Consider the following 23,593-nt stretch of genomic DNA (forward strand, 5'->3'; position numbering starts at 1 on the left):
ACGTAGCTACCCAGCGATGCTCCTGGCGGAACAACTGGTACACCAGCGGTGCGTCCATCCCGGTCCTCTCGTACTAAGGACAGCTCTCCTCAAATTTCCTGCGCCCACGACGGATAGGGACCGAACTGTCTCACGACGTTCTGAACCCAGCTCGCGTACCGCTTTAATGGGCGAACAGCCCAACCCTTGGGACCTACTCCAGCCCCAGGATGCGATGAGCCGACATCGAGGTGCCAAACCTCCCCGTCGATGTGGACTCTTGGGGGAGATCAGCCTGTTATCCCCAGGGTAGCTTTTATCCGTTGAGCGATGGCCCTTCCATGCGGAACCACCGGATCACTAAGCCCGACTTTCGTCCCTGCTCGACTTGTAGGTCTCGCAGTCAAGCTCCCTTCTGCCTTTGCGCTCTACGAATGATTTCCAACCATTCTGAGGGAACCTTTGGGCGCCTCCGTTACTGTTTAGGAGGCGACCGCCCCAGTCAAACTACCCGCCTGACACGGTCCTCCAGCCGGATGACGGCTGCGAGTTAGAGACTCTATGCATGAAGGGCGGTATCCCAAGGGTGACTCCTCCGAAGCTGGCGCTCCGGGCTCGACGTCTCCCGCCTATCCTGTACATCATGCACAAAGCCTCAATATCAGGCTGTAGTAAAGCTCCATGGGGTCTTTCCGTCCTGTCGCGGGTAACCTGCATCTTCACAGGTACTATGATTTCACCGGGTCTCTCGTTGAGACAGTGCCCAAATCGTTACGCCTTTCGTGCGGGTCGGAACTTACCCGACAAGGAATTTCGCTACCTTAGGACCGTTATAGTTACGGCCGCCGTTTACTGGGGCTTCGGTTCAAAGCTTCGCTTGCGCTAACCCATCCCCTTAACCTTCCAGCACCGGGCAGGCGTCAGCCCCTATACGTCATCTTGCGATTTAGCAGAGACCTGTGTTTTTGCTAAACAGTCGTTTGGGCCTATTCACTGCGGCTCTACATGTGTAGAGCGTCCCTTCTCCCGAAGTTACGGGACCATTTTGCCGAGTTCCTTAACGAGAGTTATCCCGCGCGTCTTAGAATTCTCATCTCGCCTACCTGTGTCGGTTTACGGTACTGGCGCCTTCCCCCTCACTAGAGGCTTTTCTTGGCAGTGTGAAATCGTGACCTACGTCCCTACGGGACTCCGCGTCGTTCCTTGACTTTGATGCCTGACGGATTTGCCAATCAGACGGTCTTGAAACTTGCACATGCACTTCCATCCGCATGCGTCACTATCCTCCTGCGTCCCCCCATTGTTCAAACGGTGGATCGGCGGTACAGGAATATCAACCTGTTATCCATCGCCTACGCCTTTCGGCCTCGGCTTAGGTCCAGACTAACCCTGAGCGGACGAGCCTTCCTCAGGAAACCTTGGGCTTTCGACGGAGGGGATTCTCACCCCTCTTTTCGCTACTCACACCGGCATTCTCACTTCCAAACGCTCCACTGCTCCTTCCGGTACAGCTTCACAGCGGTTTGGAACGCTCCCCTACCATTCCTTACGGAATCCGCAGCTTCGGTGGTATGTTTAGCCCCGTTACATTTTCGGCGCGGCGCCACTCGACTAGTGAGCTATTACGCACTCTTTGAATGGTGGCTGCTTCTAAGCCAACATCCTAGCTGTCTAGGCAGCGCCACATCCTTTTCCACTTAACATACACTTTGGGACCTTAGCTGGCGGTCTGGGCTGTTTCCCTCTTGACTACGGATCTTATCACTCGCAGTCTGACTCCCGAGTATAAGTTGCTGGCATTCGGAGTTTAACTGAATTCGGTAACCCTGTGGGGGCCCCTAGTCCAATCAGTGCTCTACCTCCAGAACTCTCAACCTCGAGGCTAGCCCTAAAGCTATTTCGGGGAGAACCAGCTATCTCCAGGTTCGATTGGCATTTCACCGCTACCCACACCTCATCCCCGCACTTTTCAACGTGCGTGGGTTCGGACCTCCAGTCAGTGTTACCTGACCTTCATCCTGGACATGGGTAGATCACCTGGTTTCGGGTCTACGACAACGCACTGAACGCCCTGTTCAGACTCGCTTTCGCTACGGCTCCGCCTCATCGGCTTAACCTCGCGCGTTATCGTAACTCGCCGGTTCATTCTACAAAAGGCACGCCATCACCCATTAACGGGCTCTGACTACTTGTAGGCATACGGTTTCAGGATCTATTTCACTCCCCTTCCGGGGTGCTTTTCACCTTTCCCTCACGGTACTGGTTCACTATCGGTCACTAGGGAGTATTTAGCCTTGGGAGATGGTCCTCCCGGATTCCGACGGGGTTTCACGTGTCCCGCCGTACTCAGGATCCACTCTGGAGGGAAAACAGTTTCAGCTACAGGGCTGTCACCTTCTTCGGCCGACCTTTCCAGGTCCTTCACCTACTGTCTTCCTTTTTGACTCCGTATAGAGTGTCCTACAACCCCGAAGAGCATGCTCTTCGGTTTGGGCTGTTCCCGTTTCGCTCGCCGCTACTCAGGGAATCGCATTTGCTTTCTCTTCCTCCGGGTACTTAGATGTTTCAGTTCCCCGGGTCTGCCTCACGCTACACTATGTATTCATGTAACATGTCCCATCCCATTACAGATGGTGGGTTCCCCCATTCGGAAATCTTCGGATCAAAGCATACTTACTGCTCCCCGAAGCATATCGCTGTTCGTCGCGTCCTTCATCGGCTCCTAGTGCCAAGGCATCCACCGTACGCCCTTCATACCTTGATCTAGCGTTGGTATTCTAAGAACACACGTCTAATGACATGGTTATAAAAAGTTTGATGTCTTGTTGATGTCTTCAGTTTTCAAGGTGCGAGTGTCTCTATCGAGACTGAGAGACGAGCTCTCAAAACTGAACGATGGGCATGTCCCGTAAGGGACGTTTTCCTTAGAAAGGAGGTGATCCAGCCGCACCTTCCGATACGGCTACCTTGTTACGACTTCACCCCAATCATCTACCCCACCTTCGACGGCTGGCTCCTTGCGGTTACCTCACCGGCTTCGGGTGTTGCAAACTCTCGTGGTGTGACGGGCGGTGTGTACAAGACCCGGGAACGTATTCACCGCAGTATGCTGACCTGCGATTACTAGCGATTCCGACTTCATGCAGGCGAGTTGCAGCCTGCAATCCGAACTGGGAACGGCTTTATGGGATTGGCTCCACCTCGCGGTCTCGCTGCCCTTTGTACCGTCCATTGTAGCACGTGTGTAGCCCAACTCATAAGGGGCATGATGATTTGACGTCATCCCCACCTTCCTCCGGTTTGTCACCGGCAGTCTCCCTAGAGTGCCCAACTAAATGCTGGCAACTAAGGATAGGGGTTGCGCTCGTTGCGGGACTTAACCCAACATCTCACGACACGAGCTGACGACAACCATGCACCACCTGTCACCATTGTCCCCGAAGGGAAAACTTGATCTCTCAAGCGGTCAATGGGATGTCAAGAGTTGGTAAGGTTCTTCGCGTTGCTTCGAATTAAACCACATGCTCCACCGCTTGTGCGGGTCCCCGTCAATTCCTTTGAGTTTCAGCCTTGCGGCCGTACTCCCCAGGCGGAGTGCTTAATGCGTTAGCTTCAGCACTGAGGGGCGGAAACCCCCCAACACCTAGCACTCATCGTTTACGGCGTGGACTACCAGGGTATCTAATCCTGTTTGCTCCCCACGCTTTCGCGCCTCAGCGTCAGTTACAGACCAAAGAGTCGCCTTCGCCACTGGTGTTCCTCCACATCTCTACGCATTTCACCGCTACACGTGGAATTCCACTCTTCTCTTCTGTACTCAAGCCTTCCAGTTTCCAATGGCCCTCCCCGGTTGAGCCGGGGGCTTTCACATCAGACTTAAAAGGCCGCCTGCGCGCGCTTTACGCCCAATAATTCCGGACAACGCTTGCCACCTACGTATTACCGCGGCTGCTGGCACGTAGTTAGCCGTGGCTTTCTCGTAAGGTACCGTCAAGGTACGAGCATTCCCTCTCGTACGTGTTCTTCCCTTACAACAGAGTTTTACGATCCGAAAACCTTCATCACTCACGCGGCGTTGCTCCATCAGACTTTCGTCCATTGTGGAAGATTCCCTACTGCTGCCTCCCGTAGGAGTCTGGGCCGTGTCTCAGTCCCAGTGTGGCCGATCACCCTCTCAGGTCGGCTATGCATCGTCGCCTTGGTGGGCCGTTACCTCACCAACTAGCTAATGCACCGCAAGGCCATCTCAAGGTGACGCCGAAGCGCCTTTCATCAGCGGACCATGCGGTCCGTTGAACTATCCGGTATTAGCTCCGATTTCTCGGAGTTATCCCAATCCTTGAGGCAGGTTCCTTACGTGTTACTCACCCGTCCGCCGCTCATTCCACTGCCTTCCCTCCGAAGAGTTCCGTCAGCTTCCTGCGCTCGACTTGCATGTATTAGGCACGCCGCCAGCGTTCGTCCTGAGCCAGGATCAAACTCTCCATAAAGTGTTTGACTTGCTCGTTGTTGTGACCGAAGTCACGATTGACGAAGCTTGCGCTTCATTCGTTTTTGTATTCCGTAGAATACGTTTTTGCCTCATCGTTCAGTTTTCAAAGTTCGTCCGCGCCTGTTTTGGCGACTCAATTAGAATACCAAGTCTGAAACAAGAAGTCAACAACTTTTTTAAAATTGTTTTTTACTTGTTTGCCGTAAGCGCTCGTCCTCTTGAGGACATGAATTAATATATCACGATAGTTAGACAGACGCAACTACTTTATTAAAATAATTTATAGTTTTTTAAAACATATAAAAACCGCAGACAAGAGTGGCTGCGGTTTACTTCATCATTAACGAGACGCGTCTTCTTTTCGCTTCGCTTATATAGAAGAAATACAGCGATTCCGCTAACTTCATTTGTGCTTCTAAGTCACCGTAATCGTCGTAACTGATTTCTAGAAGATGACGTTTCATTAAATAATCTTCTTTTGCTTTTGCTAATTCTTCTAACAAACGCTGATCGTACTCATTGCGAATTTTTTTTCGAAACCAACTCATAGTTCGCGGCGTCCCTCCATTGCACGAGATAAAGTTACTTCATCCGCGTATTCAAGATCTCCCCCTACTGGAAGACCATGGGCAATCCGCGTAATCCGAATACCTGTTGGTTTTAAAAGACGCGATAGATACATCGCCGTCGCTTCCCCTTCAATATTCGGATTCGTTGCTAAGATGACTTCTGTAATCGCCTCATCCGCTTGAAGACGTGTCAAAAGACTCGAGACATTGATATCTTCTGGACCGATCCCTTCCATTGGACTGATCGCCCCATGTAAGACGTGATACAATCCTTGATAATCTCGCATCTTTTCCATCGCAATGACATCTCTTGAATCTTGAACGACGCAGACGATTGTACGATTTCGGTGCTTATCTGTACATACATAACAAGGATCTTGATCCGTGATATTCCCGCAAACACTACAATAGGCAATATCACGCTTCGCACTGACTAAAGCCTTACCGAACATCAAGACATCGTCTTCTTCCATATCCAGGACATGAAATGCTAGACGCACTGCTGTCTTCGGACCAATCCCCGGTAGTTTCGTAAAACTTTCGATCAAACGACTAATCGCTTCAGGATATTGCAAGTGGTTTCCTCCTACGAATTAAAACATTCCCGGCAGATTCATACCTTGTGTGAATTTCCCCATTTTACTTGATACGAGTTCATCGACCTTCTTCAAAGCATCATTTGTTGCAGCTAAGACGAGATCTTGAATCATTTCAACATCATCTGGATCGACGACTTCTTCTTTAATGATGACATCTACGATATTTTTATGACCATCTGCAACGACTGAGACCATTTCTCCGCCTGCTGTACCTGTTACTGTTAAATCTTTTAGCTCTTCTTGTGCTTTTGCCATATCCTTTTGCATCTTTTGCATCTGTTTCATCATATTGTTCATGTTTCCCATTCCGCGCATCTGTATTCCTCCTCGAATTTAATCTTCGAACTCTACGATATCACCAAAACGACCAAGCGTCTCGGACAATAACTGATCGCTCTCCGATTCTTGTTTTGTTTCCTTCTCTTCTATACTACTACTATTTCGCTTAGCAACAAACTCTGCTTTCAGTTCATGCCAATCCTTCGAAAGAATCGCTAAAATTTCACGTTTGACGCCGCATACTTCATACAACGCTTCTTCAATGACGAAACGAGTTCGTTCATTCGTCATGACCTGTTCAAAGTGCCATCCCTTCCCATCATCAAATTCAATCAGCAACGTATCCGCTGAACAAAGAACAGGTTTACTCTCATGGAGTAATGAATAGATTGGTCCATCCTCTTTTAGGATCCACTTCAAGATGTGATCCCACCGTTCTTGAATTTCACGCAATTGGGCTTTCTCTGCCCGTCCTAACATTTGACGAATGCGCTCTTTCGCAATCCGTACAGTTGGTCGCCCTTGTTTCCGCTTCGGTTGCGCTTGCGGCGTTGTTGCTTCTTGAGCTGGAACACCGTTCGACTTCCATTGATGCATTTGTTCTTTCATCTCACGGACTTCTTGTTGCAACGATTGAACGATTTGTCCCGTCGTTCGACCTTGTTCTGCAATCTGAATGAAGGCAATCTCAACGAGGACTCGGGGGTGATTCGTTAATCGCATCTGTTGCTGGCAGTCATGCAACTGATCAATGATCGTAAAGCATGTCTCCGCTTCAATCGATTCGACGAATTGTTTGAACTCATCCGTCGGGCGAGCACGCTCTAGTAAATCAACAGCTGTAGGAGATGCTTTTAATAACAGCGTATCTCGGTAAAAGAAGACGAGATCCTCTACGAATCGCTTCAAGTCCTTTCCCGCTCGTTGCATCGTCTCAAGCGTCTGTAACAACTGGTCGACTTGATGTTCATGCAAGGCACGGGCAATGTTTAGTAATGCTTCATCTTCTACCGCACCTGTTACTTCAAGAACAGCTGCATCGTTTAGATCACCGTTTGAAAAAGCGACTGCTTGATCGAGTAGACTCAGTGCATCACGCATGCCGCCATCCGCTGCCCGAGCAATCAACCGTAAGGCCGTATCCGAATAATCGATCGATTGGTCTTTTAAGATATATTGCATCCGCTCTACGAGTTGATCGACTTCATGTCGCTTCACATCGAAACGTTGGCAACGTGAGATGATCGTCGCCGGAATTTTATGCGGTTCGGTCGTTGCTAAGATGAAGATCGCGTGTGCCGGTGGTTCTTCTAGTGTTTTGAGTAATGCATTAAAGGCACCCGTCGACAACATGTGTACTTCATCAATGATATAGACCTTGTAAGCTGCTTCTGAAGGTGGATATTTGACTTTATCCCGGATTTCTCGAATCTCATCTACGCCGTTATTCGAAGCCGCATCGATTTCGAAAACGTCCGGACTTGATCCTTCCGTGATTGCAAGACACGTCGGACATGTATTACACGGTTCTTTGACCGGAGCCTGCTCACAGTTGATCGCTTTGGCGATGATTTTGGCAAGACTGGTCTTTCCCGTTCCTCGAGGACCCGAAAATAGATAGGCGTGGGACATCCGTCCCTCCATCAATGCATTTTGGATCGTTCGGGTGATATGCGCTTGTCCAACGACTTCGTCGAATCGTTGCGGACGATATACGCGGTATAGTGCTTGATAGGCCAAGTTTGCGCCTCCTCTTTTTAAGTTCCTCATTCTATTTTACCTAAAAAAGTCTACAACCGAAACCGGCTGTAGACTTGTCTTTAAAAATTAAACTGCCGCGCACCATATTCTGAAATATGTTCAACATGCGTTACTCACGCAGCCTGCTCAGTCCAAGCACCCCTGCAACACACAGAGAGCACCACTTAAGGCTGCTTCCTTCCGGACCTGACCTGGTTCATGGGTATCTGTTGCGCAGGACTCAAACGTCAACGCTACTTACGTGAGGCAGACCACACCAATCATATCCCTCGACATGGAATTCAGTCTCGCTATAGCGGATTGCGAGTGACAGGGAACCGCTACATCCCCACCTAGCACGGCAAATGGTTTATCGATTTTTAGTGGCACCTTGTTTCAGTGCTTTTTCATTATACTGTTTCATCTGGTGTGATGCAACCCATTGCCCGCTTTCGTGCTTTCTTTTTCGCACGTAGTTCCCGAAAGAACGTCGTCAACATTTCACCACACTCTTTTTCTAATATACCGCTTGTCAGTTGCGAGACGTGATTGAACCGATCGTCTTGCACTAGATTCATCAACGTTCCGCAACATCCACCCTTCGGATCAACAGCACCAAAAATAACATGTTCGATCCGCGATAACATGATGGCCCCTGCACACATCGGACACGGTTCGAGTGTCACGTACAACTCACATCCTTCAAGTCGCCAGTTTCCGAGCTTTCGACATGCTTCTTCAATTGCGATCAACTCGGCATGTGCCGTCGCCTGTTGATCCGTTTCCCGGTGATTGTAACCAGTCGCGATGACTTCATCGTTTTTGATGATGACACATCCAATTGGAACTTCTCCAATCTTTTCTGCCTTTTTTGCCTCTTCGATTGCAAGACGCATGTAGTGTTCCTGTCGTTCCATCGATGATACTCCTCACTCTAAAAAAATTCTCCTTTTGAAACTTCAGCAAGTCGTACTTCTTTGTGCTAAAATATAAATTGCACTTTGCTGAACGGAGGGTCATTGTATATGTTCATAACGGTTGAAGGACCGATTGGTGTAGGCAAAACATCACTTGCGAACGCCATCAGTCACCATTTCTCTTTTTCTATGTTACGCGAAATCGTCGAAGAAAATCCCTTTCTTGGAAAGTTCTATGAAGATATCGAAGAATGGAGCTTCCAGACGGAAATGTTCTTCTTGTGCAATCGCTTCAAACAACTCGATGATATCGAACGTCATTACCTCAGTAAACAACGCTCTGTCGTTGCTGATTACCATATCTTTAAGAACTTGATCTTTGCACACCGCTCTCTCAAGGTAGAGCATCTCGAGAAGTACCAACAAATCTATTCGATCCTGACGACGGACATGCCAAAACCGGATGCTGTCATCTACTTGAACGCAAGCATCGACACCTTGATGAAACGTGTGGCGCTGCGCGGACGAGAAATCGAAGAAAATATGTCACGTGCTTATCTCGAACAATTGGCAGAGGATTACGAGACATTCGTCACGGAATATCAAGCTAAACATCCGGAAGTCAAAATCATCCGTTTCGATGGGGATGCACTCGACTTCGTCAAGCGACCGGAAGATCTCGAGTACGTCTTGACGACAATCCGGAACGAATTATATGAAGGAGCGAACCACGCATGAACTTGAAGCTACGCGAAAAATACAACATCCCGGCAGATGCCGTCATTACGATCGGCGGTATGGTTGGGATCGGTAAATCAACGATCACAAACGGATTAGCAGATGCCCTTGGTTTCCGGACGTCACTCGAAAAAGTCGATACGAATCCTTACTTGGATAAATTTTATCATGATTTCGAGCGCTGGAGCTTCCATCTCCAAATCTATTTCCTAGCTGAACGCTTCAAGGAGCAAAAGCGGATTTTCCAATACGGTGGCGGTTTCATCCAAGATCGTTCAATCTATGAAGATACAGGAATCTTCGCCAAGATGCATTTCGAAAAAGGAACGATGTCTCCAACGGACTATGAAACATATTCAAGTTTGTTTGACGCAATGGTCATGACACCATTCTTCCCACATCCGGATCTCTTAATCTATCTCGAAGGTTCGTTCGAGCAAGTTCTTGAACGAATTCGTCTTCGCGGACGTGAGATGGAGCAACAGACTCCAATCGAATATTGGGAAGAGATGTACGAACGCTATACGAACTGGATCAATAACTTCACGATCTGCCCGGTACTCCGTTTGTCGATCGATGAATACGATCTACTAAACGAGCCAGAATCCATCGACCGGATTCTTGCGAAGATTGAAAAACAACTCGAAGTTGCTCGCATTGCCAATACACGCTAACTGATCAGATCTGCCTCTTAGGTGGATCTTTTTTTGCACAAAAAAAAGGAGACGCGTCTCGCATCTCCCTCCTATTAACCAATCACTTGATTGATTTGTTTCATATGGTGTAAATCATGTTGAGTCATCGCTCCGAGGAACTGACCAATCGTCAACTCTTTGTCTTTAATGACGACTTTATCTTGCAGGCGATCTTCTGGAATCAATTCGACGGCACGACGCAATAAGTCACGGCTGACTAAAAACTCATCAATCGTCAAGATCCGCTGCTGCTCACGACTCATCTTCGCTGCTTCATCATTAACAGCTTGGCTATCCGGTGCGATGCGGAATGGTTCACCCGCGAGCAAATACGGGATACGTTCTGCGACCATGAACCGATCCCATGGTGATAAGTGACCAATGATTTCAGCAACCGTCCACTTATCTTCCGCATACGATGTCCGCCATGCTTCTTCCGAAATCTGTTCTAAATCTTTTACATATGTCATCGTCATCGCATAATGCGAAAGCAACGATTCTTTTGTTTGTTCGTTCATTTCGTCCACCTCTTCTTCGTTTTTCACGTAGGCAACCATAGCATGCACGAAGAAATTGATGCAACAAAAAAGCACCTCACAATGGAGATGCTTTATAAAAAGCGGAGTCGGTGGGATTCGAACCCACGCGAGCCTTGCGACCCCTAACGGATTTCGAGTCCGTCCCCTTCAGCCGGACTTGGGTACGACTCCATGATTATTGTTATTTTTGGGTAAAAAAAAAGAAGTGGAGGAGGCGGTGGGATTCGAACCCACGCACGGCTTTCGCCGCCTGACGGTTTTCAAGACCGTTCTCTTAAACCACTTGAGTACGCCTCCAAGCTATAAAACATGCATGTCGTTGTCAAAAAATAAAAATGGAGGAGGCGGTGGGATTCGAACCCACGCACGGCTTTCGCCGCCTGACGGTTTTCAAGACCGTTCTCTTAAACCACTTGAGTACGCCTCCGTACTTCTCATAACACTGTTATGATTCGGTTGTTTTCCTGACATTAATTATGATAGCATCTGGCTTTTACCGTGTAAAGCCCTTTTCTAAAAAAACTTTTTTAAAAGTAAAAAGGGGGGATCGCCCCCTTTTTAACTTAAGGTTGAATCACTTCAAGACCACCCATGTATGGACGAAGCACTTCTGGAATAACAACTGATCCATCCGCTTGCTGGTAGTTCTCTAAGATCGCAGCAACTGTCCGACCGACTGCAAGAGCAGAACCGTTTAATGTATGAACGAACTCTGGCTTCGCGTTCGCTTCGCGGCGGAAACGAATTTGCGCCCGGCGTGCTTGGAAATCTTCAAAGTTTGAACAAGAAGAGATCTCACGGTAAACGCCTTGGCTTGGCATCCAAACTTCGATATCATATTTCTTCGCAGCTGTAAATCCGAGATCGGCTGTACACATGCTCAATACTTGGTACGGAAGCTTCAGCTTTTTCAAGACTGTTTCTGCTTGTCCTGTTAACAATTCAAGTTGCTCGTAAGACTCTTCTGGTTTAACGAAACGAACGAGCTCAACTTTATTGAATTGATGCTGGCGAATCAATCCACGTGTATCGCGTCCAGCAGAACCGGCTTCTGAACGGAAACATTGGCTGTATGCTGCATAGCCGATTGGTAACTGATCTGCCGTTAAGATTTCTTCACGATGCATGTTCGTAACAGGAACTTCTGCAGTTGGTACGAGGAAGTAGTTCGTTTCTTCAATCTTAAACGCATCCTCTTCGAACTTCGGCAGTTGACCTGTTCCTGTCATTGAATCGCGGTTGACCATGAGTGGTGGCAAGATTTCTGTGTATCCGTGCTGATCTTGGTGAAGATCCATCATGAAGTTGATCAATGCCCGCTCAAGACGTGCACCGGCACCACGATAAAAGACGAAGCGGCTACCCGTGACTTTTCCGGCACGCTCGACATCGACAATTTTCAATTGCTCCATCAAGTCCCAATGTGGAACTGCTTCGAAGTCAAACGCTGGTTTGTCACCGACTTCACGTAAGACGACATTGTCATCTTCAGAAGAACCGACGGGTACGCTGTCATGTGGAATATTCGGGATACCAAGGAGAATCTGATTTAATGTCGCTTCAACGTCACGTAACTCTTCATCAAGTGTCTTGATCTCATCCCCGACACTGCGCATCGCGACGATTGCTTCATCTGCATTTTCTTTATTGCGTTTGAGTTCAGCGATTTTTTTCGTCGCTTCATTTCGTTCTGCTTTCAAGACTTCCGTCCGCGCAATTAACTCTCGGCGTTTTTCATCGAGCGCGAGGAAACGGTTCATGTCCGTTAAGTCCTCTCCTCGGTGCGCTAACTTTTCTTGAATGGCGTCAAAATCTTGGCGTAATCGTTTAATATCAATCATTTGTAATTCCTCCTTTATGTCATAAAAAAAGGCGACTCGTCTCTTTCCGGTATTTCTACCGAAAAGGGACGAATCACCTGGATCCGCGTTGCCACCCTCATTGCTAGACACATCTAGCCAACTTAAGACGCGATAACGGGCGTACCCGCACCTTGTTCGCAAGGTGTGCGATCCGGCTCGATTCAATCCATCGATCTGACTAGTTCACACCACCCACTAGCTCTCTTAACAGTATCGATACATCTACTTGGTCCGTTCATAGCATCTTTATGAGATTAGCTTTACTTTACACCATCGCCTTGGAGATTGACAAGAGCCGATTGTTGAATCGCTTGCTCAATCCGTTTCGACCAAGCTGTCCAGGCACGTACGAGACGTGTCGGTACACTTGCGAGTTGAACGGCAGTTGCACTATACAAATTCACGTGCGGTGTCTCAAATCCTGGTAGATAGACACCGTCATCCGCGACTTGCACCGTTCCGACAACTTCTTGTTTTGTTACAGGAGCTGTCGTTTTCGAGAATTCGAAACGTGGTTCACGTGTCGTCGTTTGCTTCGGTACCGTGACGTACAACGAGCCATCAGTGACGACATCTAATTTTCGAACGGTTGCGCCTTTAATCGGAAGGACGTCTTTGATGCGTTCGCCTTTTCCATAATACGTCAATGGCTCAAACGTCGCAAAACCATAGTCGAGTAGCTTTTTCGTTTCCTTGAAACGGGCTTGATCGGAATCCGTTCGCATGACGACTGTGACCAGTGTCATATTATCTCGCGTCGTCACACTCGCAAAGCAGTACCCCGCTAAATCTGTCATTCCTGTCTTCATTCCTCGCATACCATCGTAAGAAAACTTCTTCTTCGAAAGCATCTTATTCGAATTATTTAAGACCTCTCCATTAAGTCTCATTTTTGTTTTACTCGTTACATCCAGTACATCCGGGTAATCTTTAATATAGCGGATGATGAGTAATGCAATATCTGTCGCCGTCATTAAATTTGTTCCAGGAAGTGTCGCATCGACTGCATCAAGACCAGACGCATTTGCATATTCTGTATCGTTCATACCAAATTGTTTCGCTGCCTCATTCATTTTTTCAACGAACGTCGCCTCCGAACCGGCTACGGTCTCGGCCAACATGACGGCTGCATCATTTGCAGATTGAATGAACGCCGCGTTATACATTTCGCGAACCGTATACGCTTTTCTTTTAACTGGTACACGAGTGATACCAGACGTTTTTGCTAGTTTCAAGACTTTCTCGCTAGGTGTAATTTTTTGATCCCACGTCAGTTTTTTTAGTTCGATTTGTCGTCGGACGAGGTAAAGCGTCATCAGCTTCGTCATCGAAGCCGGTGGTAGAGAAACATCCGCTTCCGATTGAAGGAGGATTTTCCCTGTGACCGCATCGGCCATTATGTAAGACTCTGCTTGAATCGAAGGTGCCGCTTGTCCCGTTGTAGGAAAACCTACGACTAGTAGGATACTTAAACAGAGTAGCAAGATTCGTTTCATCGTGTCTCTCCTTCACTCAATCATTCATTTTACAAATAGTGTAGCACAAAAGAAGCACCTGACAGTAGAACCTGTCAGATGCTTCCACGCTTTACGAACGGATCGATTGACGCTGTTTAATTTTTTGTAAAAAATAGCGATGTAGTCGATTGTCCTCTGTTAATTCCGGATGAAACGAACACGCCAGGTGAAGCGATGTCTCAACGGCAACAATCTGTTCTTCAACCGTTGCGATGATACGTGTTCCTTCGCCGACAGATAGAATCAAAGGTGCCCGAATGAAGACTGCCTCAATCGGCTCTTCAATCCCCTCAACTGGCAATAGTCCTTCAAACGAGTCGATTTGCCGACCAAAAGCGTTACGACGGACCGTCATTGAAATCGTATTAAGGTGACTTTGCCCTGCTTCAACGACGGTTGCGAGTAAAATCATTCCAGCACATGTCCCGAACATCGGTAACGATGTCGCTCGCTCCCGAAGCGGTTCAAGTAACTCATAGCGTTCGATGAGTCGACGCATCGCTGTCGATTCGCCTCCCGGTAAGACGAGTCCATCGAGTCCGTCAAGATCGCTCACTTGTTTAACGAGAACGACATCGACACCAAGACCTTCAAGCTGCTGTTGATGTTCGCGGACAGCACCTTGAACATCCAGAATACCGATTACCATCCGCGTGTCGCCATCCGTTCCTCAAACGGCATCGATGTGACATCGATTCCCTTCATCGCTGTTCCAAGCCCTTTTGATAAAGAGGCAATCCGTTCAAAATCATCTTTATAGGTGACAGCCTCGACGATCGCGCGAGCGACACGTTCCGGATGCTCCGATTTAAAGATTCCCGATCCGACGAAGACGCCATCTGCTCCAAGATGCATCATCAAGGCAGCATCTGCCGGTGTTGCGACCCCGCCTGCTGCAAAATTAACGACCGGTAAACGTCCCTGCGTCCGAATATCGCGTAATACTTCGTACGGAGCACCCCATTCTTTCGCAAATGTCATCAATTCATCAGAACTGACATGCAAAATCTGCTTCAATTGCGCTTGAATTTGTCGCATATGGCGAACGGCTTCGACGACGTTTCCGGTTCCCGGCTCACCTTTCGTCCGAATCATCGCAGCTCCTTCGGCAATACGACGGGCAGCTTCCCCAAGATCACGTGCGCCACAAACGAACGGCACCGTAAACTCTGACTTCAATAAATGGTATTGCTCATCTGCCGGTGTCAGGACCTCACTCTCATCAATGAAATCAACCCCCATTGATTCGAGAACACGCGCTTCGACGATATGACCGATCCGGCATTTCGCCATGACTGGGATCGAGACCGCTCCAAGTACCTCTTCCGTAATCAATGGATCTGCCATTCGCGCGACACCCCCGTCGCGACGAATATCAGACGGCACACGTTCGAGCGCCATGACTGCAACAGCACCTGCTGCTTCCGCAATCTTCGCTTGTTCCGCATTGACGACATCCATGATGACGCCACCCTTTTGCATTTCAGCCATTCCACGTTTGACACGATCCGTTCCTTGTTGACGTTCCATATCCATTCCCCCTTGGTTGACTTTCACCCCTTTAGTATACGGAACGTTGACACTTTTAAAAGTATCAGTTTATGATGATTTCAACAGGTCAGATTATTATAAAGGAGTATACAAGATGGATATGCTATCGTTTCAACTTACACGCGATCAAGAGAAACCACTTTATGAACAACTTTATCAACAGATCCGAAATGAAATCATCGCTGGTCGTTTAGCGTACGGCACGAAATTACCATCTAAACGAAAACTCGGTCAATTTTTGAACTTAAGTCAAACGACAATTGAACTTGCCTATCAGCAACTCGTCGCAGAAGGGTATGTCGAATCCATCTCACGTAAGGGGTACTTCGTGCTCGCCTATGAAGAACTTGCCTACGTCAAAACCTCACCCGTCATCCAACCGCGCGTGATTACGGAAAGACCAGTCATCACATATGATTTTCATCCAAGTAAGATTGAAGGGATCTCTTTCCCGTTCGCGCGTTGGCGAAAGTATGCAAAAGACATCATCGATACCGATCACCACCCCCTTGTCTCACTCGGTCATCCGCAAGGCGATCTAGCGCTACGCGAAGAGATTGCAACCTATCTCTATCATTCACGTGGTGTCGTCTGTTCTCCAGAACAGATCGTTGTTGGTTCTGGGGTTGAGCAACTCTTACCGCTTGTCCTCTTCTTATTAGGGCGAAATGTCACGTACGGCATCGAGGATCCCGGTTATCATACGACACGTCTCTTACTCGAAAATCATGAGCGGATGATTGAGCCGATTCGTGTTGATGCAAATGGCTTACGGATCGATCAATTACAGGAATCAAACGTTGATGTCATGTACGTCACACCGGCGCATCAATTTCCATCCGGCAGTATCTTGTCCGTCAACCGAAGACACCAGTTATTGAACTGGGCGGCGATGGATCCGACCCGATTTATCATTGAAGACGATTACGATAGCGAATTCCGCTACAGTGGTAAATCGATTCCGTCTCTGCATAACATGGACAGTAACCGTGTCATTTACATGAGTACATTCTCAAAATCCCTCATGCCTTCGCTACGGATTGGTTATATGGTCTTACCAGAAGTCTTACGTGCACGGTATCAAACAGAATTATCACATTATACATGTAGTGTCTCGCGCTTTGATCAAACGATTTTAACGCGTTTCATGAAAGAAGGTGATTTTGAACGACATCTCAATCGGATGCGTAAAGTCTATCGAAGAAAACTGGATGTCCTCATTCAATCCCTTCGTCGGATTCCCGCCTTACGACTGACCGGGGAAAGTGCCGGACTCCACGTCGTCGTATCCGTCGCGAACGGAATGACAGAGCAAGAGCTCGTACAGCGAGCACAACAACAAGGGATTCAAGTTTACGGTCTCTCTCAATATGCGCAACTCCCTCTACTCTCCAATACACCTCAAATCGTCCTTGGATTTGCGAGTCTATCGGAGCAAGAATTAACTGCTGGATTACGATTATTGATGGATGCGTGGGACTTACGTATATCATCATGAGAAAAGCCTCGTCTTTCTACTGGAGAAAGACGAGGCTTTTACTTATTGACGTGTATAGTTAGATGCTTCTTTTGTAATTTGGATGTCGTGTGGGTGGCTTTCTTGCAACCCAGCACCTGTCATACGGATGAACTGTGTTTCTTCACGTAACTCTTCTAACGTTGCAGCACCACAGTAGCCCATACCTGAACGAATTCCGCCAACGAGTTGGTAGACAGAATCACCGAGTTTACCACGGTAAGCGACACGTCCTTCGATGCCTTCTGGAACGAACTTCTTGTCTGCTTCTTGGAAGTAACGATCTTGGCTACCACGTTTCATCGATGCTTCAGACCCCATGCCGCGATACGTCTTGAATTGACGTCCTTGGTAGATTTCCATCTCACCTGGACTCTCTTCTACCCCTGCAAGTAAGCTTCCGAGCATGACTGCATGTCCACCGGCAGCGAGTGCTTTCACGATATCGCCAGAGTACTTGATACCACCATCAGCGATGATCGAGACACCATGTTTCCGTGCTTCTGTCGCGCAATCGAAGACAGCCGTAATCTGTGGTACACCAACGCCTGCAACAACACGTGTCGTACAGATCGAACCTGGTCCAATACCGACCTTGATGACTGATGCACCTGCTTCAATCAAATCGCGTGTCGCTTCTGCTGTTGCAACGTTACCCGCAATGATTGGTAAATTTGGATATTCTTCACGTAATTCACGTACCTTGACGAGTACACCTTCTGAATGACCGTGAGCCGTATCAACGACGAGTGCATCAACACCTGCATCGACTAGGAACTTCGCACGTGTCGAAGCGTCTTTTGTCACACCAACAGCTGCTGCAACGAGTAAACGACCGAACTGATCTTTCGCAGCATGTGGATACTGTTCGACTTTTTCGATATCTTTTGTTGTGATTAATCCTTTTAGTACACCGTTCTCATCAACGAGTGGTAACTTTTCGATGCGATGTTTGTGGAGAATCTGTTCTGCTTCAACGAGGGACGTACCAACTTTTGCTGTTACGAGTTCTTCCGTCGTCATTACCGTTTCAATGACAGTCGAGTAATCCTTGACGAAACGGAGATCACGGTTTGTCAAAATCCCTACTAGTTTGCGCTCTGTTTCATTATTAACAATCGGAACACCTGAGATGCGATACTTACTCATTAAGTACTCTGCATCGTAGACTTGACGCTCAGGCGTCAAATAGAACGGATTCGTGATAACACCATTTTCAGAACGTTTGACGCGATCGACATGTTCTGCTTGTTCTTCCATTGACATGTTCTTATGAATGACACCAAGACCACCTTGGCGCGCCATAGCGATTGCCATTGGTGCTTCCGTGACGGTATCCATACCAGCACTGATCAACGGGATATTAAGTGTAATCCCTTCGCATAGCGTAACAGATAAATCAACGTCGCGCGGTAAGACGCTCGAACGACGGGGTACGAGTAAGACGTCATCAAACGTCAAACCCTCTTTAGCAAATTTGTTCTCCCACATGTTATCCACTCGCTTTCTCTTTTATAAAAGAATATTGATGTTATGGTAACAAGCAGAGGGTGTCATGTCAATGACTCGACCAATAATCAGAACAGTCTGAAGTTTCACATAACACAAAAAGACCGACCTGCAATCTGCAGATCGGTCAAGTGCCTGGCAACGTCCTATCCTCACAGGGGGAAGCCCCCAACTACTTTCGGCGTTCAAGTGCTTAACTTCCGTGTTCGGCATGGGAACGGGTGTGACCACTTGGCTATCGTCACCAGACGACGGGCTCGCGCCCTCAAAACTGAAGTCATCAACAAGCATCTGCTAGAACAAGGCCTCGACCGATTAGTATCACTCAGCTCCACATGTCGCCATGCTTCCACCCGTGACCTATCTACCTCATCGTCTCTGAGGGGTCTTTCTTGATTACTCAAAGGGAAATCTCATCTTGGAGGGGGCTTCATGCTTAGATGCTTTCAGCATTTATCCCGTCCGCACGTAGCTACCCAGCGATGCTCCTGGCGGAACAACTGGTACACCAGCGGTGCGTCCATCCCGGTCCTCTCGTACTAAGGACAGCTCTCCTCAAATTTCCTGCGCCCACGACGGATAGGGACCGAACTGTCTCACGACGTTCTGAACCCAGCTCGCGTACCGCTTTAATGGGCGAACAGCCCAACCCTTGGGACCTACTCCAGCCCCAGGATGCGATGAGCCGACATCGAGGTGCCAAACCTCCCCGTCGATGTGGACTCTTGGGGGAGATCAGCCTGTTATCCCCAGGGTAGCTTTTATCCGTTGAGCGATGGCCCTTCCATGCGGAACCACCGGATCACTAAGCCCGACTTTCGTCCCTGCTCGACTTGTAGGTCTCGCAGTCAAGCTCCCTTCTGCCTTTGCGCTCTACGAATGATTTCCAACCATTCTGAGGGAACCTTTGGGCGCCTCCGTTACTGTTTAGGAGGCGACCGCCCCAGTCAAACTACCCGCCTGACACGGTCCTCCAGCCGGATGACGGCTGCGAGTTAGAGACTCTATGCATGAAGGGCGGTATCCCAAGGGTGACTCCTCCGAAGCTGGCGCTCCGGGCTCGACGTCTCCCGCCTATCCTGTACATCATGCACAAAGCCTCAATATCAGGCTGTAGTAAAGCTCCATGGGGTCTTTCCGTCCTGTCGCGGGTAACCTGCATCTTCACAGGTACTATGATTTCACCGGGTCTCTCGTTGAGACAGTGCCCAAATCGTTACGCCTTTCGTGCGGGTCGGAACTTACCCGACAAGGAATTTCGCTACCTTAGGACCGTTATAGTTACGGCCGCCGTTTACTGGGGCTTCGGTTCAAAGCTTCGCTTGCGCTAACCCATCCCCTTAACCTTCCAGCACCGGGCAGGCGTCAGCCCCTATACGTCATCTTGCGATTTAGCAGAGACCTGTGTTTTTGCTAAACAGTCGTTTGGGCCTATTCACTGCGGCTCTACATGTGTAGAGCGTCCCTTCTCCCGAAGTTACGGGACCATTTTGCCGAGTTCCTTAACGAGAGTTATCCCGCGCGTCTTAGAATTCTCATCTCGCCTACCTGTGTCGGTTTACGGTACTGGCGCCTTCCCCCTCACTAGAGGCTTTTCTTGGCAGTGTGAAATCGTGACCTACGTCCCTACGGGACTCCGCGTCGTTCCTTGACTTTGATGCCTGACGGATTTGCCAATCAGACGGTCTTGAAACTTGCACATGCACTTCCATCCGCATGCGTCACTATCCTCCTGCGTCCCCCCATTGTTCAAACGGTGGATCGGCGGTACAGGAATATCAACCTGTTATCCATCGCCTACGCCTTTCGGCCTCGGCTTAGGTCCAGACTAACCCTGAGCGGACGAGCCTTCCTCAGGAAACCTTGGGCTTTCGACGGAGGGGATTCTCACCCCTCTTTTCGCTACTCACACCGGCATTCTCACTTCCAAACGCTCCACTGCTCCTTCCGGTACAGCTTCACAGCGGTTTGGAACGCTCCCCTACCATTCCTTACGGAATCCGCAGCTTCGGTGGTATGTTTAGCCCCGTTACATTTTCGGCGCGGCGCCACTCGACTAGTGAGCTATTACGCACTCTTTGAATGGTGGCTGCTTCTAAGCCAACATCCTAGCTGTCTAGGCAGCGCCACATCCTTTTCCACTTAACATACACTTTGGGACCTTAGCTGGCGGTCTGGGCTGTTTCCCTCTTGACTACGGATCTTATCACTCGCAGTCTGACTCCCGAGTATAAGTTGCTGGCATTCGGAGTTTAACTGAATTCGGTAACCCTGTGGGGGCCCCTAGTCCAATCAGTGCTCTACCTCCAGAACTCTCAACCTCGAGGCTAGCCCTAAAGCTATTTCGGGGAGAACCAGCTATCTCCAGGTTCGATTGGCATTTCACCGCTACCCACACCTCATCCCCGCACTTTTCAACGTGCGTGGGTTCGGACCTCCAGTCAGTGTTACCTGACCTTCATCCTGGACATGGGTAGATCACCTGGTTTCGGGTCTACGACAACGCACTGAACGCCCTGTTCAGACTCGCTTTCGCTACGGCTCCGCCTCATCGGCTTAACCTCGCGCGTTATCGTAACTCGCCGGTTCATTCTACAAAAGGCACGCCATCACCCATTAACGGGCTCTGACTACTTGTAGGCATACGGTTTCAGGATCTATTTCACTCCCCTTCCGGGGTGCTTTTCACCTTTCCCTCACGGTACTGGTTCACTATCGGTCACTAGGGAGTATTTAGCCTTGGGAGATGGTCCTCCCGGATTCCGACGGGGTTTCACGTGTCCCGCCGTACTCAGGATCCACTCTGGAGGGAAAACAGTTTCAGCTACAGGGCTGTCACCTTCTTCGGCCGACCTTTCCAGGTCCTTCACCTACTGTCTTCCTTTTTGACTCCGTATAGAGTGTCCTACAACCCCGAAGAGCATGCTCTTCGGTTTGGGCTGTTCCCGTTTCGCTCGCCGCTACTCAGGGAATCGCATTTGCTTTCTCTTCCTCCGGGTACTTAGATGTTTCAGTTCCCCGGGTCTGCCTCACGCTACACTATGTATTCATGTAACATGTCCCATCCCATTACAGATGGTGGGTTCCCCCATTCGGAAATCTTCGGATCAAAGCATACTTACTGCTCCCCGAAGCATATCGCTGTTCGTCGCGTCCTTCATCGGCTCCTAGTGCCAAGGCATCCACCGTACGCCCTTCATACCTTGATCTAGCGTTGGTATTCTAAGAACACACGTCTAATGACATGGTTATAAAAAGTTTGATGTCTTGTTGATGTCTTCAGTTTTCAAGGTGCGAGTGTCTCTATCGAGACTGAGAGACGAGCTCTCAAAACTGAACGATGGGCATGTCCCGTAAGGGACGTTTTCCTTAGAAAGGAGGTGATCCAGCCGCACCTTCCGATACGGCTACCTTGTTACGACTTCACCCCAATCATCTACCCCACCTTCGACGGCTGGCTCCTTGCGGTTACCTCACCGGCTTCGGGTGTTGCAAACTCTCGTGGTGTGACGGGCGGTGTGTACAAGACCCGGGAACGTATTCACCGCAGTATGCTGACCTGCGATTACTAGCGATTCCGACTTCATGCAGGCGAGTTGCAGCCTGCAATCCGAACTGGGAACGGCTTTATGGGATTGGCTCCACCTCGCGGTCTCGCTGCCCTTTGTACCGTCCATTGTAGCACGTGTGTAGCCCAACTCATAAGGGGCATGATGATTTGACGTCATCCCCACCTTCCTCCGGTTTGTCACCGGCAGTCTCCCTAGAGTGCCCAACTAAATGCTGGCAACTAAGGATAGGGGTTGCGCTCGTTGCGGGACTTAACCCAACATCTCACGACACGAGCTGACGACAACCATGCACCACCTGTCACCATTGTCCCCGAAGGGAAAACTTGATCTCTCAAGCGGTCAATGGGATGTCAAGAGTTGGTAAGGTTCTTCGCGTTGCTTCGAATTAAACCACATGCTCCACCGCTTGTGCGGGTCCCCGTCAATTCCTTTGAGTTTCAGCCTTGCGGCCGTACTCCCCAGGCGGAGTGCTTAATGCGTTAGCTTCAGCACTGAGGGGCGGAAACCCCCCAACACCTAGCACTCATCGTTTACGGCGTGGACTACCAGGGTATCTAATCCTGTTTGCTCCCCACGCTTTCGCGCCTCAGCGTCAGTTACAGACCAAAGAGTCGCCTTCGCCACTGGTGTTCCTCCACATCTCTACGCATTTCACCGCTACACGTGGAATTCCACTCTTCTCTTCTGTACTCAAGCCTTCCAGTTTCCAATGGCCCTCCCCGGTTGAGCCGGGGGCTTTCACATCAGACTTAAAAGGCCGCCTGCGCGCGCTTTACGCCCAATAATTCCGGACAACGCTTGCCACCTACGTATTACCGCGGCTGCTGGCACGTAGTTAGCCGTGGCTTTCTCGTAAGGTACCGTCAAGGTACGAGCATTCCCTCTCGTACGTGTTCTTCCCTTACAACAGAGTTTTACGATCCGAAAACCTTCATCACTCACGCGGCGTTGCTCCATCAGACTTTCGTCCATTGTGGAAGATTCCCTACTGCTGCCTCCCGTAGGAGTCTGGGCCGTGTCTCAGTCCCAGTGTGGCCGATCACCCTCTCAGGTCGGCTATGCATCGTCGCCTTGGTGGGCCGTTACCTCACCAACTAGCTAATGCACCGCAAGGCCATCTCAAGGTGACGCCGGAGCGCCTTTCATCAGCGGACCATGCGGTCCGTTGAACTATCCGGTATTAGCTCCGATTTCTCGGAGTTATCCCAATCCTTGAGGCAGGTTCCTTACGTGTTACTCACCCGTCCGCCGCTCATTCCACTGCCTTCCCTCCGAAGAGTTCCGTCAGCTTCCTGCGCTCGACTTGCATGTATTAGGCACGCCGCCAGCGTTCGTCCTGAGCCAGGATCAAACTCTCCATAAAGTGTTTGACTTGCTCGTTGTTGTGACCGAAGTCACGATTGACGAAGCTTGCGCTTCATTCGTTTTTGTATTCCGTAGAATACGTTTTTGCCTCATCGTTCAGTTTTCAAAGTTCGTCCGCGCCTGTTTTGGCGACTCAATTAGAATACCAAGTCTG

The 23,593-nt window shown here is 49.2% G+C and carries 14 protein-coding genes, 3 tRNA genes, 5 rRNA genes, 1 other RNA gene and 1 other annotated feature (1 of these 24 cut by a window edge); of the genes, 3 read left to right on the forward strand and 20 right to left on the reverse strand.

Going from position 1 to position 23,593, the window contains the following annotated elements:
• From ACV3PA_RS02390 to tadA, 8 genes are all read right to left on the reverse strand, one after another.
• Positions 1-2,743, reverse strand: a 23S ribosomal RNA gene (locus ACV3PA_RS02390); it reaches 171 nt to the left of the window's first position.
• Between the two features lie 164 nt (positions 2,744-2,907).
• A 16S ribosomal RNA gene (locus ACV3PA_RS02395) occupies positions 2,908-4,469 on the reverse strand.
• The 16S and 23S rRNA genes sit together here, the layout of an rRNA operon.
• Before the next feature lie 331 nt (positions 4,470-4,800).
• On the reverse strand, positions 4,801-5,019 hold the full coding sequence (locus ACV3PA_RS02400; protein ID WP_053451761.1) for a YaaL family protein: 219 nt from the start codon (positions 5,017-5,019) through the stop codon (positions 4,801-4,803).
• On the reverse strand, positions 5,016-5,615 hold the full coding sequence (gene recR, locus ACV3PA_RS02405) for a recombination mediator RecR (RefSeq protein WP_023469882.1): 600 nt from the start codon (positions 5,613-5,615) through the stop codon (positions 5,016-5,018). The genes ACV3PA_RS02400 and recR overlap by 4 nt, the downstream gene beginning before the upstream one ends.
• Positions 5,616-5,633: 18 nt before the next feature.
• A complete protein-coding gene (locus ACV3PA_RS02410) occupies positions 5,634-5,954 on the reverse strand; it encodes a YbaB/EbfC family nucleoid-associated protein (protein ID WP_029343040.1) in 321 nt (106 codons plus the stop codon).
• Between the two features lie 18 nt (positions 5,955-5,972).
• The gene (dnaX, locus tag ACV3PA_RS02415) at positions 5,973-7,658 is read right to left on the reverse strand and encodes a DNA polymerase III subunit gamma/tau (RefSeq protein WP_456125544.1); all 1,686 of its coding nucleotides are present in this window, start codon (positions 7,656-7,658) and stop codon (positions 5,973-5,975) included.
• 95 nt (positions 7,659-7,753) lie between these two features.
• Positions 7,754-8,020, reverse strand: an RNA gene (gene ffs / locus ACV3PA_RS02420) — signal recognition particle sRNA large type.
• 48 nt (positions 8,021-8,068) lie between these two features.
• Positions 8,069-8,575, reverse strand: a complete 507-nt coding sequence (gene tadA, locus ACV3PA_RS02425; RefSeq protein ID WP_053451764.1) for a tRNA adenosine(34) deaminase TadA — start codon at positions 8,573-8,575, stop codon at positions 8,069-8,071.
• Positions 8,576-8,683: 108 nt separating this feature from the next.
• Between tadA and ACV3PA_RS02430 the strand changes: the two genes are divergently transcribed.
• Together ACV3PA_RS02430 and ACV3PA_RS02435 are read left to right on the forward strand one after the other, a co-directional pair.
• Positions 8,684-9,313 carry a deoxynucleoside kinase gene (locus tag ACV3PA_RS02430; protein WP_053451765.1) on the forward strand — a complete coding sequence of 210 codons (630 nt, stop codon included), beginning with the start codon at positions 8,684-8,686 and terminating at the stop codon, positions 9,311-9,313.
• Positions 9,310-9,987 carry a deoxynucleoside kinase gene (locus tag ACV3PA_RS02435; protein ID WP_023469877.1) on the forward strand — a complete coding sequence of 226 codons (678 nt, stop codon included), beginning with the start codon at positions 9,310-9,312 and terminating at the stop codon, positions 9,985-9,987. Before ACV3PA_RS02430 ends, ACV3PA_RS02435 begins: the two co-directional genes overlap by 4 nt.
• Before the next feature lie 74 nt (positions 9,988-10,061).
• Here ACV3PA_RS02435 and ACV3PA_RS02440 read toward each other — a convergent pair whose 3' ends face one another.
• The 8 genes from ACV3PA_RS02440 to pdxS all read right to left on the reverse strand — a co-directional run bounded on the left by ACV3PA_RS02440 (position 10,062) and on the right by pdxS (position 15,456).
• The gene (locus ACV3PA_RS02440) at positions 10,062-10,526 is read right to left on the reverse strand and encodes a DinB family protein (RefSeq protein ID WP_053451766.1); all 465 of its coding nucleotides are present in this window, start codon (positions 10,524-10,526) and stop codon (positions 10,062-10,064) included.
• A gap of 102 nt (positions 10,527-10,628) precedes the next feature.
• A tRNA-Ser gene (locus ACV3PA_RS02445) sits at positions 10,629-10,718 on the reverse strand.
• A 35-nt stretch (positions 10,719-10,753) separates the two neighbouring features.
• Positions 10,754-10,844, reverse strand: a tRNA-Ser gene (locus ACV3PA_RS02450).
• Between the two features lie 39 nt (positions 10,845-10,883).
• Positions 10,884-10,974: transfer RNA gene (locus ACV3PA_RS02455), tRNA-Ser, on the reverse strand.
• A 136-nt stretch (positions 10,975-11,110) separates the two neighbouring features.
• Positions 11,111-12,388, reverse strand: a complete 1,278-nt coding sequence (gene serS / locus ACV3PA_RS02460) for a serine--tRNA ligase (protein WP_456125545.1) — start codon at positions 12,386-12,388, stop codon at positions 11,111-11,113.
• A gap of 61 nt (positions 12,389-12,449) precedes the next feature.
• Positions 12,450-12,657: a binding site (T-box leader), on the reverse strand.
• 12 nt (positions 12,658-12,669) lie between these two features.
• Positions 12,670-13,905 carry a D-alanyl-D-alanine carboxypeptidase family protein gene (locus ACV3PA_RS02465; RefSeq protein ID WP_053451768.1) on the reverse strand — a complete coding sequence of 412 codons (1,236 nt, stop codon included), beginning with the start codon at positions 13,903-13,905 and terminating at the stop codon, positions 12,670-12,672.
• Positions 13,906-13,996: 91 nt separating this feature from the next.
• Entirely contained in the window at positions 13,997-14,575 is a 579-nt protein-coding gene (gene pdxT, locus ACV3PA_RS02470; protein WP_456125546.1) for a pyridoxal 5'-phosphate synthase glutaminase subunit PdxT, read from the reverse strand.
• Positions 14,569-15,456 carry a pyridoxal 5'-phosphate synthase lyase subunit PdxS gene (gene pdxS / locus ACV3PA_RS02475; RefSeq protein WP_053451770.1) on the reverse strand — a complete coding sequence of 296 codons (888 nt, stop codon included), beginning with the start codon at positions 15,454-15,456 and terminating at the stop codon, positions 14,569-14,571. The genes pdxT and pdxS overlap by 7 nt, the downstream gene beginning before the upstream one ends.
• A gap of 115 nt (positions 15,457-15,571) precedes the next feature.
• Here pdxS and pdxR point away from each other — a divergent pair, with 115 nt between their 5' ends.
• Entirely contained in the window at positions 15,572-16,975 is a 1,404-nt protein-coding gene (gene pdxR, locus ACV3PA_RS02480; protein WP_053451771.1) for a MocR-like pyridoxine biosynthesis transcription factor PdxR, read from the forward strand.
• 42 nt (positions 16,976-17,017) lie between these two features.
• On the opposite strand, the gene guaB is transcribed toward pdxR, so the two are convergent.
• From guaB to ACV3PA_RS02500, 4 genes are all read right to left on the reverse strand, one after another.
• Complete coding sequence (guaB, locus tag ACV3PA_RS02485) at positions 17,018-18,484, reverse strand: IMP dehydrogenase (protein ID WP_053451772.1); 1,467 nt, start codon at positions 18,482-18,484, stop codon at positions 17,018-17,020.
• 151 nt (positions 18,485-18,635) lie between these two features.
• Positions 18,636-18,751 (reverse strand): 5S ribosomal RNA (rrf, locus tag ACV3PA_RS02490).
• Positions 18,752-18,797: 46 nt separating this feature from the next.
• Positions 18,798-21,711, reverse strand: a 23S ribosomal RNA gene (locus ACV3PA_RS02495).
• 164 nt (positions 21,712-21,875) lie between these two features.
• Positions 21,876-23,437 (reverse strand): 16S ribosomal RNA (locus ACV3PA_RS02500).
• Positions 23,438-23,593: the final 156 nt, after the last annotated feature.

Source organism: Exiguobacterium sp. EA-TM-5, from assembly GCF_053878415.1.

Coding starts and splice junctions, on each gene's coding strand:
- ACV3PA_RS02410 (WP_029343040.1), bottom strand. CDS start 5,954: ATGCGCGGAATGGGAAACATGAACAATATGATGAAACAGATGCAAAAG.
- tadA (WP_053451764.1), bottom strand. CDS start 8,575: ATGGAACGACAGGAACACTACATGCGTCTTGCAATCGAAGAGGCAAAA.
- pdxS (WP_053451770.1), bottom strand. CDS start 15,456: ATGGAACGTCAACAAGGAACGGATCGTGTCAAACGTGGAATGGCTGAA.
- pdxT (WP_456125546.1), bottom strand. CDS start 14,575: ATGGTAATCGGTATTCTGGATGTTCAAGGTGCTGTCCGCGAACATCAA.
- ACV3PA_RS02430 (WP_053451765.1), top strand. CDS start 8,684: ATGTTCATAACGGTTGAAGGACCGATTGGTGTAGGCAAAACATCACTT.
- ACV3PA_RS02465 (WP_053451768.1), bottom strand. CDS start 13,905: ATGAAACGAATCTTGCTACTCTGTTTAAGTATCCTACTAGTCGTAGGT.
- ACV3PA_RS02435 (WP_023469877.1), top strand. CDS start 9,310: ATGAACTTGAAGCTACGCGAAAAATACAACATCCCGGCAGATGCCGTC.
- serS (WP_456125545.1), bottom strand. CDS start 12,388: ATGATTGATATTAAACGATTACGCCAAGATTTTGACGCCATTCAAGAA.
- pdxR (WP_053451771.1), top strand. CDS start 15,572: ATGGATATGCTATCGTTTCAACTTACACGCGATCAAGAGAAACCACTT.
- ACV3PA_RS02440 (WP_053451766.1), bottom strand. CDS start 10,526: ATGAACGAACAAACAAAAGAATCGTTGCTTTCGCATTATGCGATGACG.
- ACV3PA_RS02400 (WP_053451761.1), bottom strand. CDS start 5,019: ATGAGTTGGTTTCGAAAAAAAATTCGCAATGAGTACGATCAGCGTTTG.
- guaB (WP_053451772.1), bottom strand. CDS start 18,484: ATGTGGGAGAACAAATTTGCTAAAGAGGGTTTGACGTTTGATGACGTC.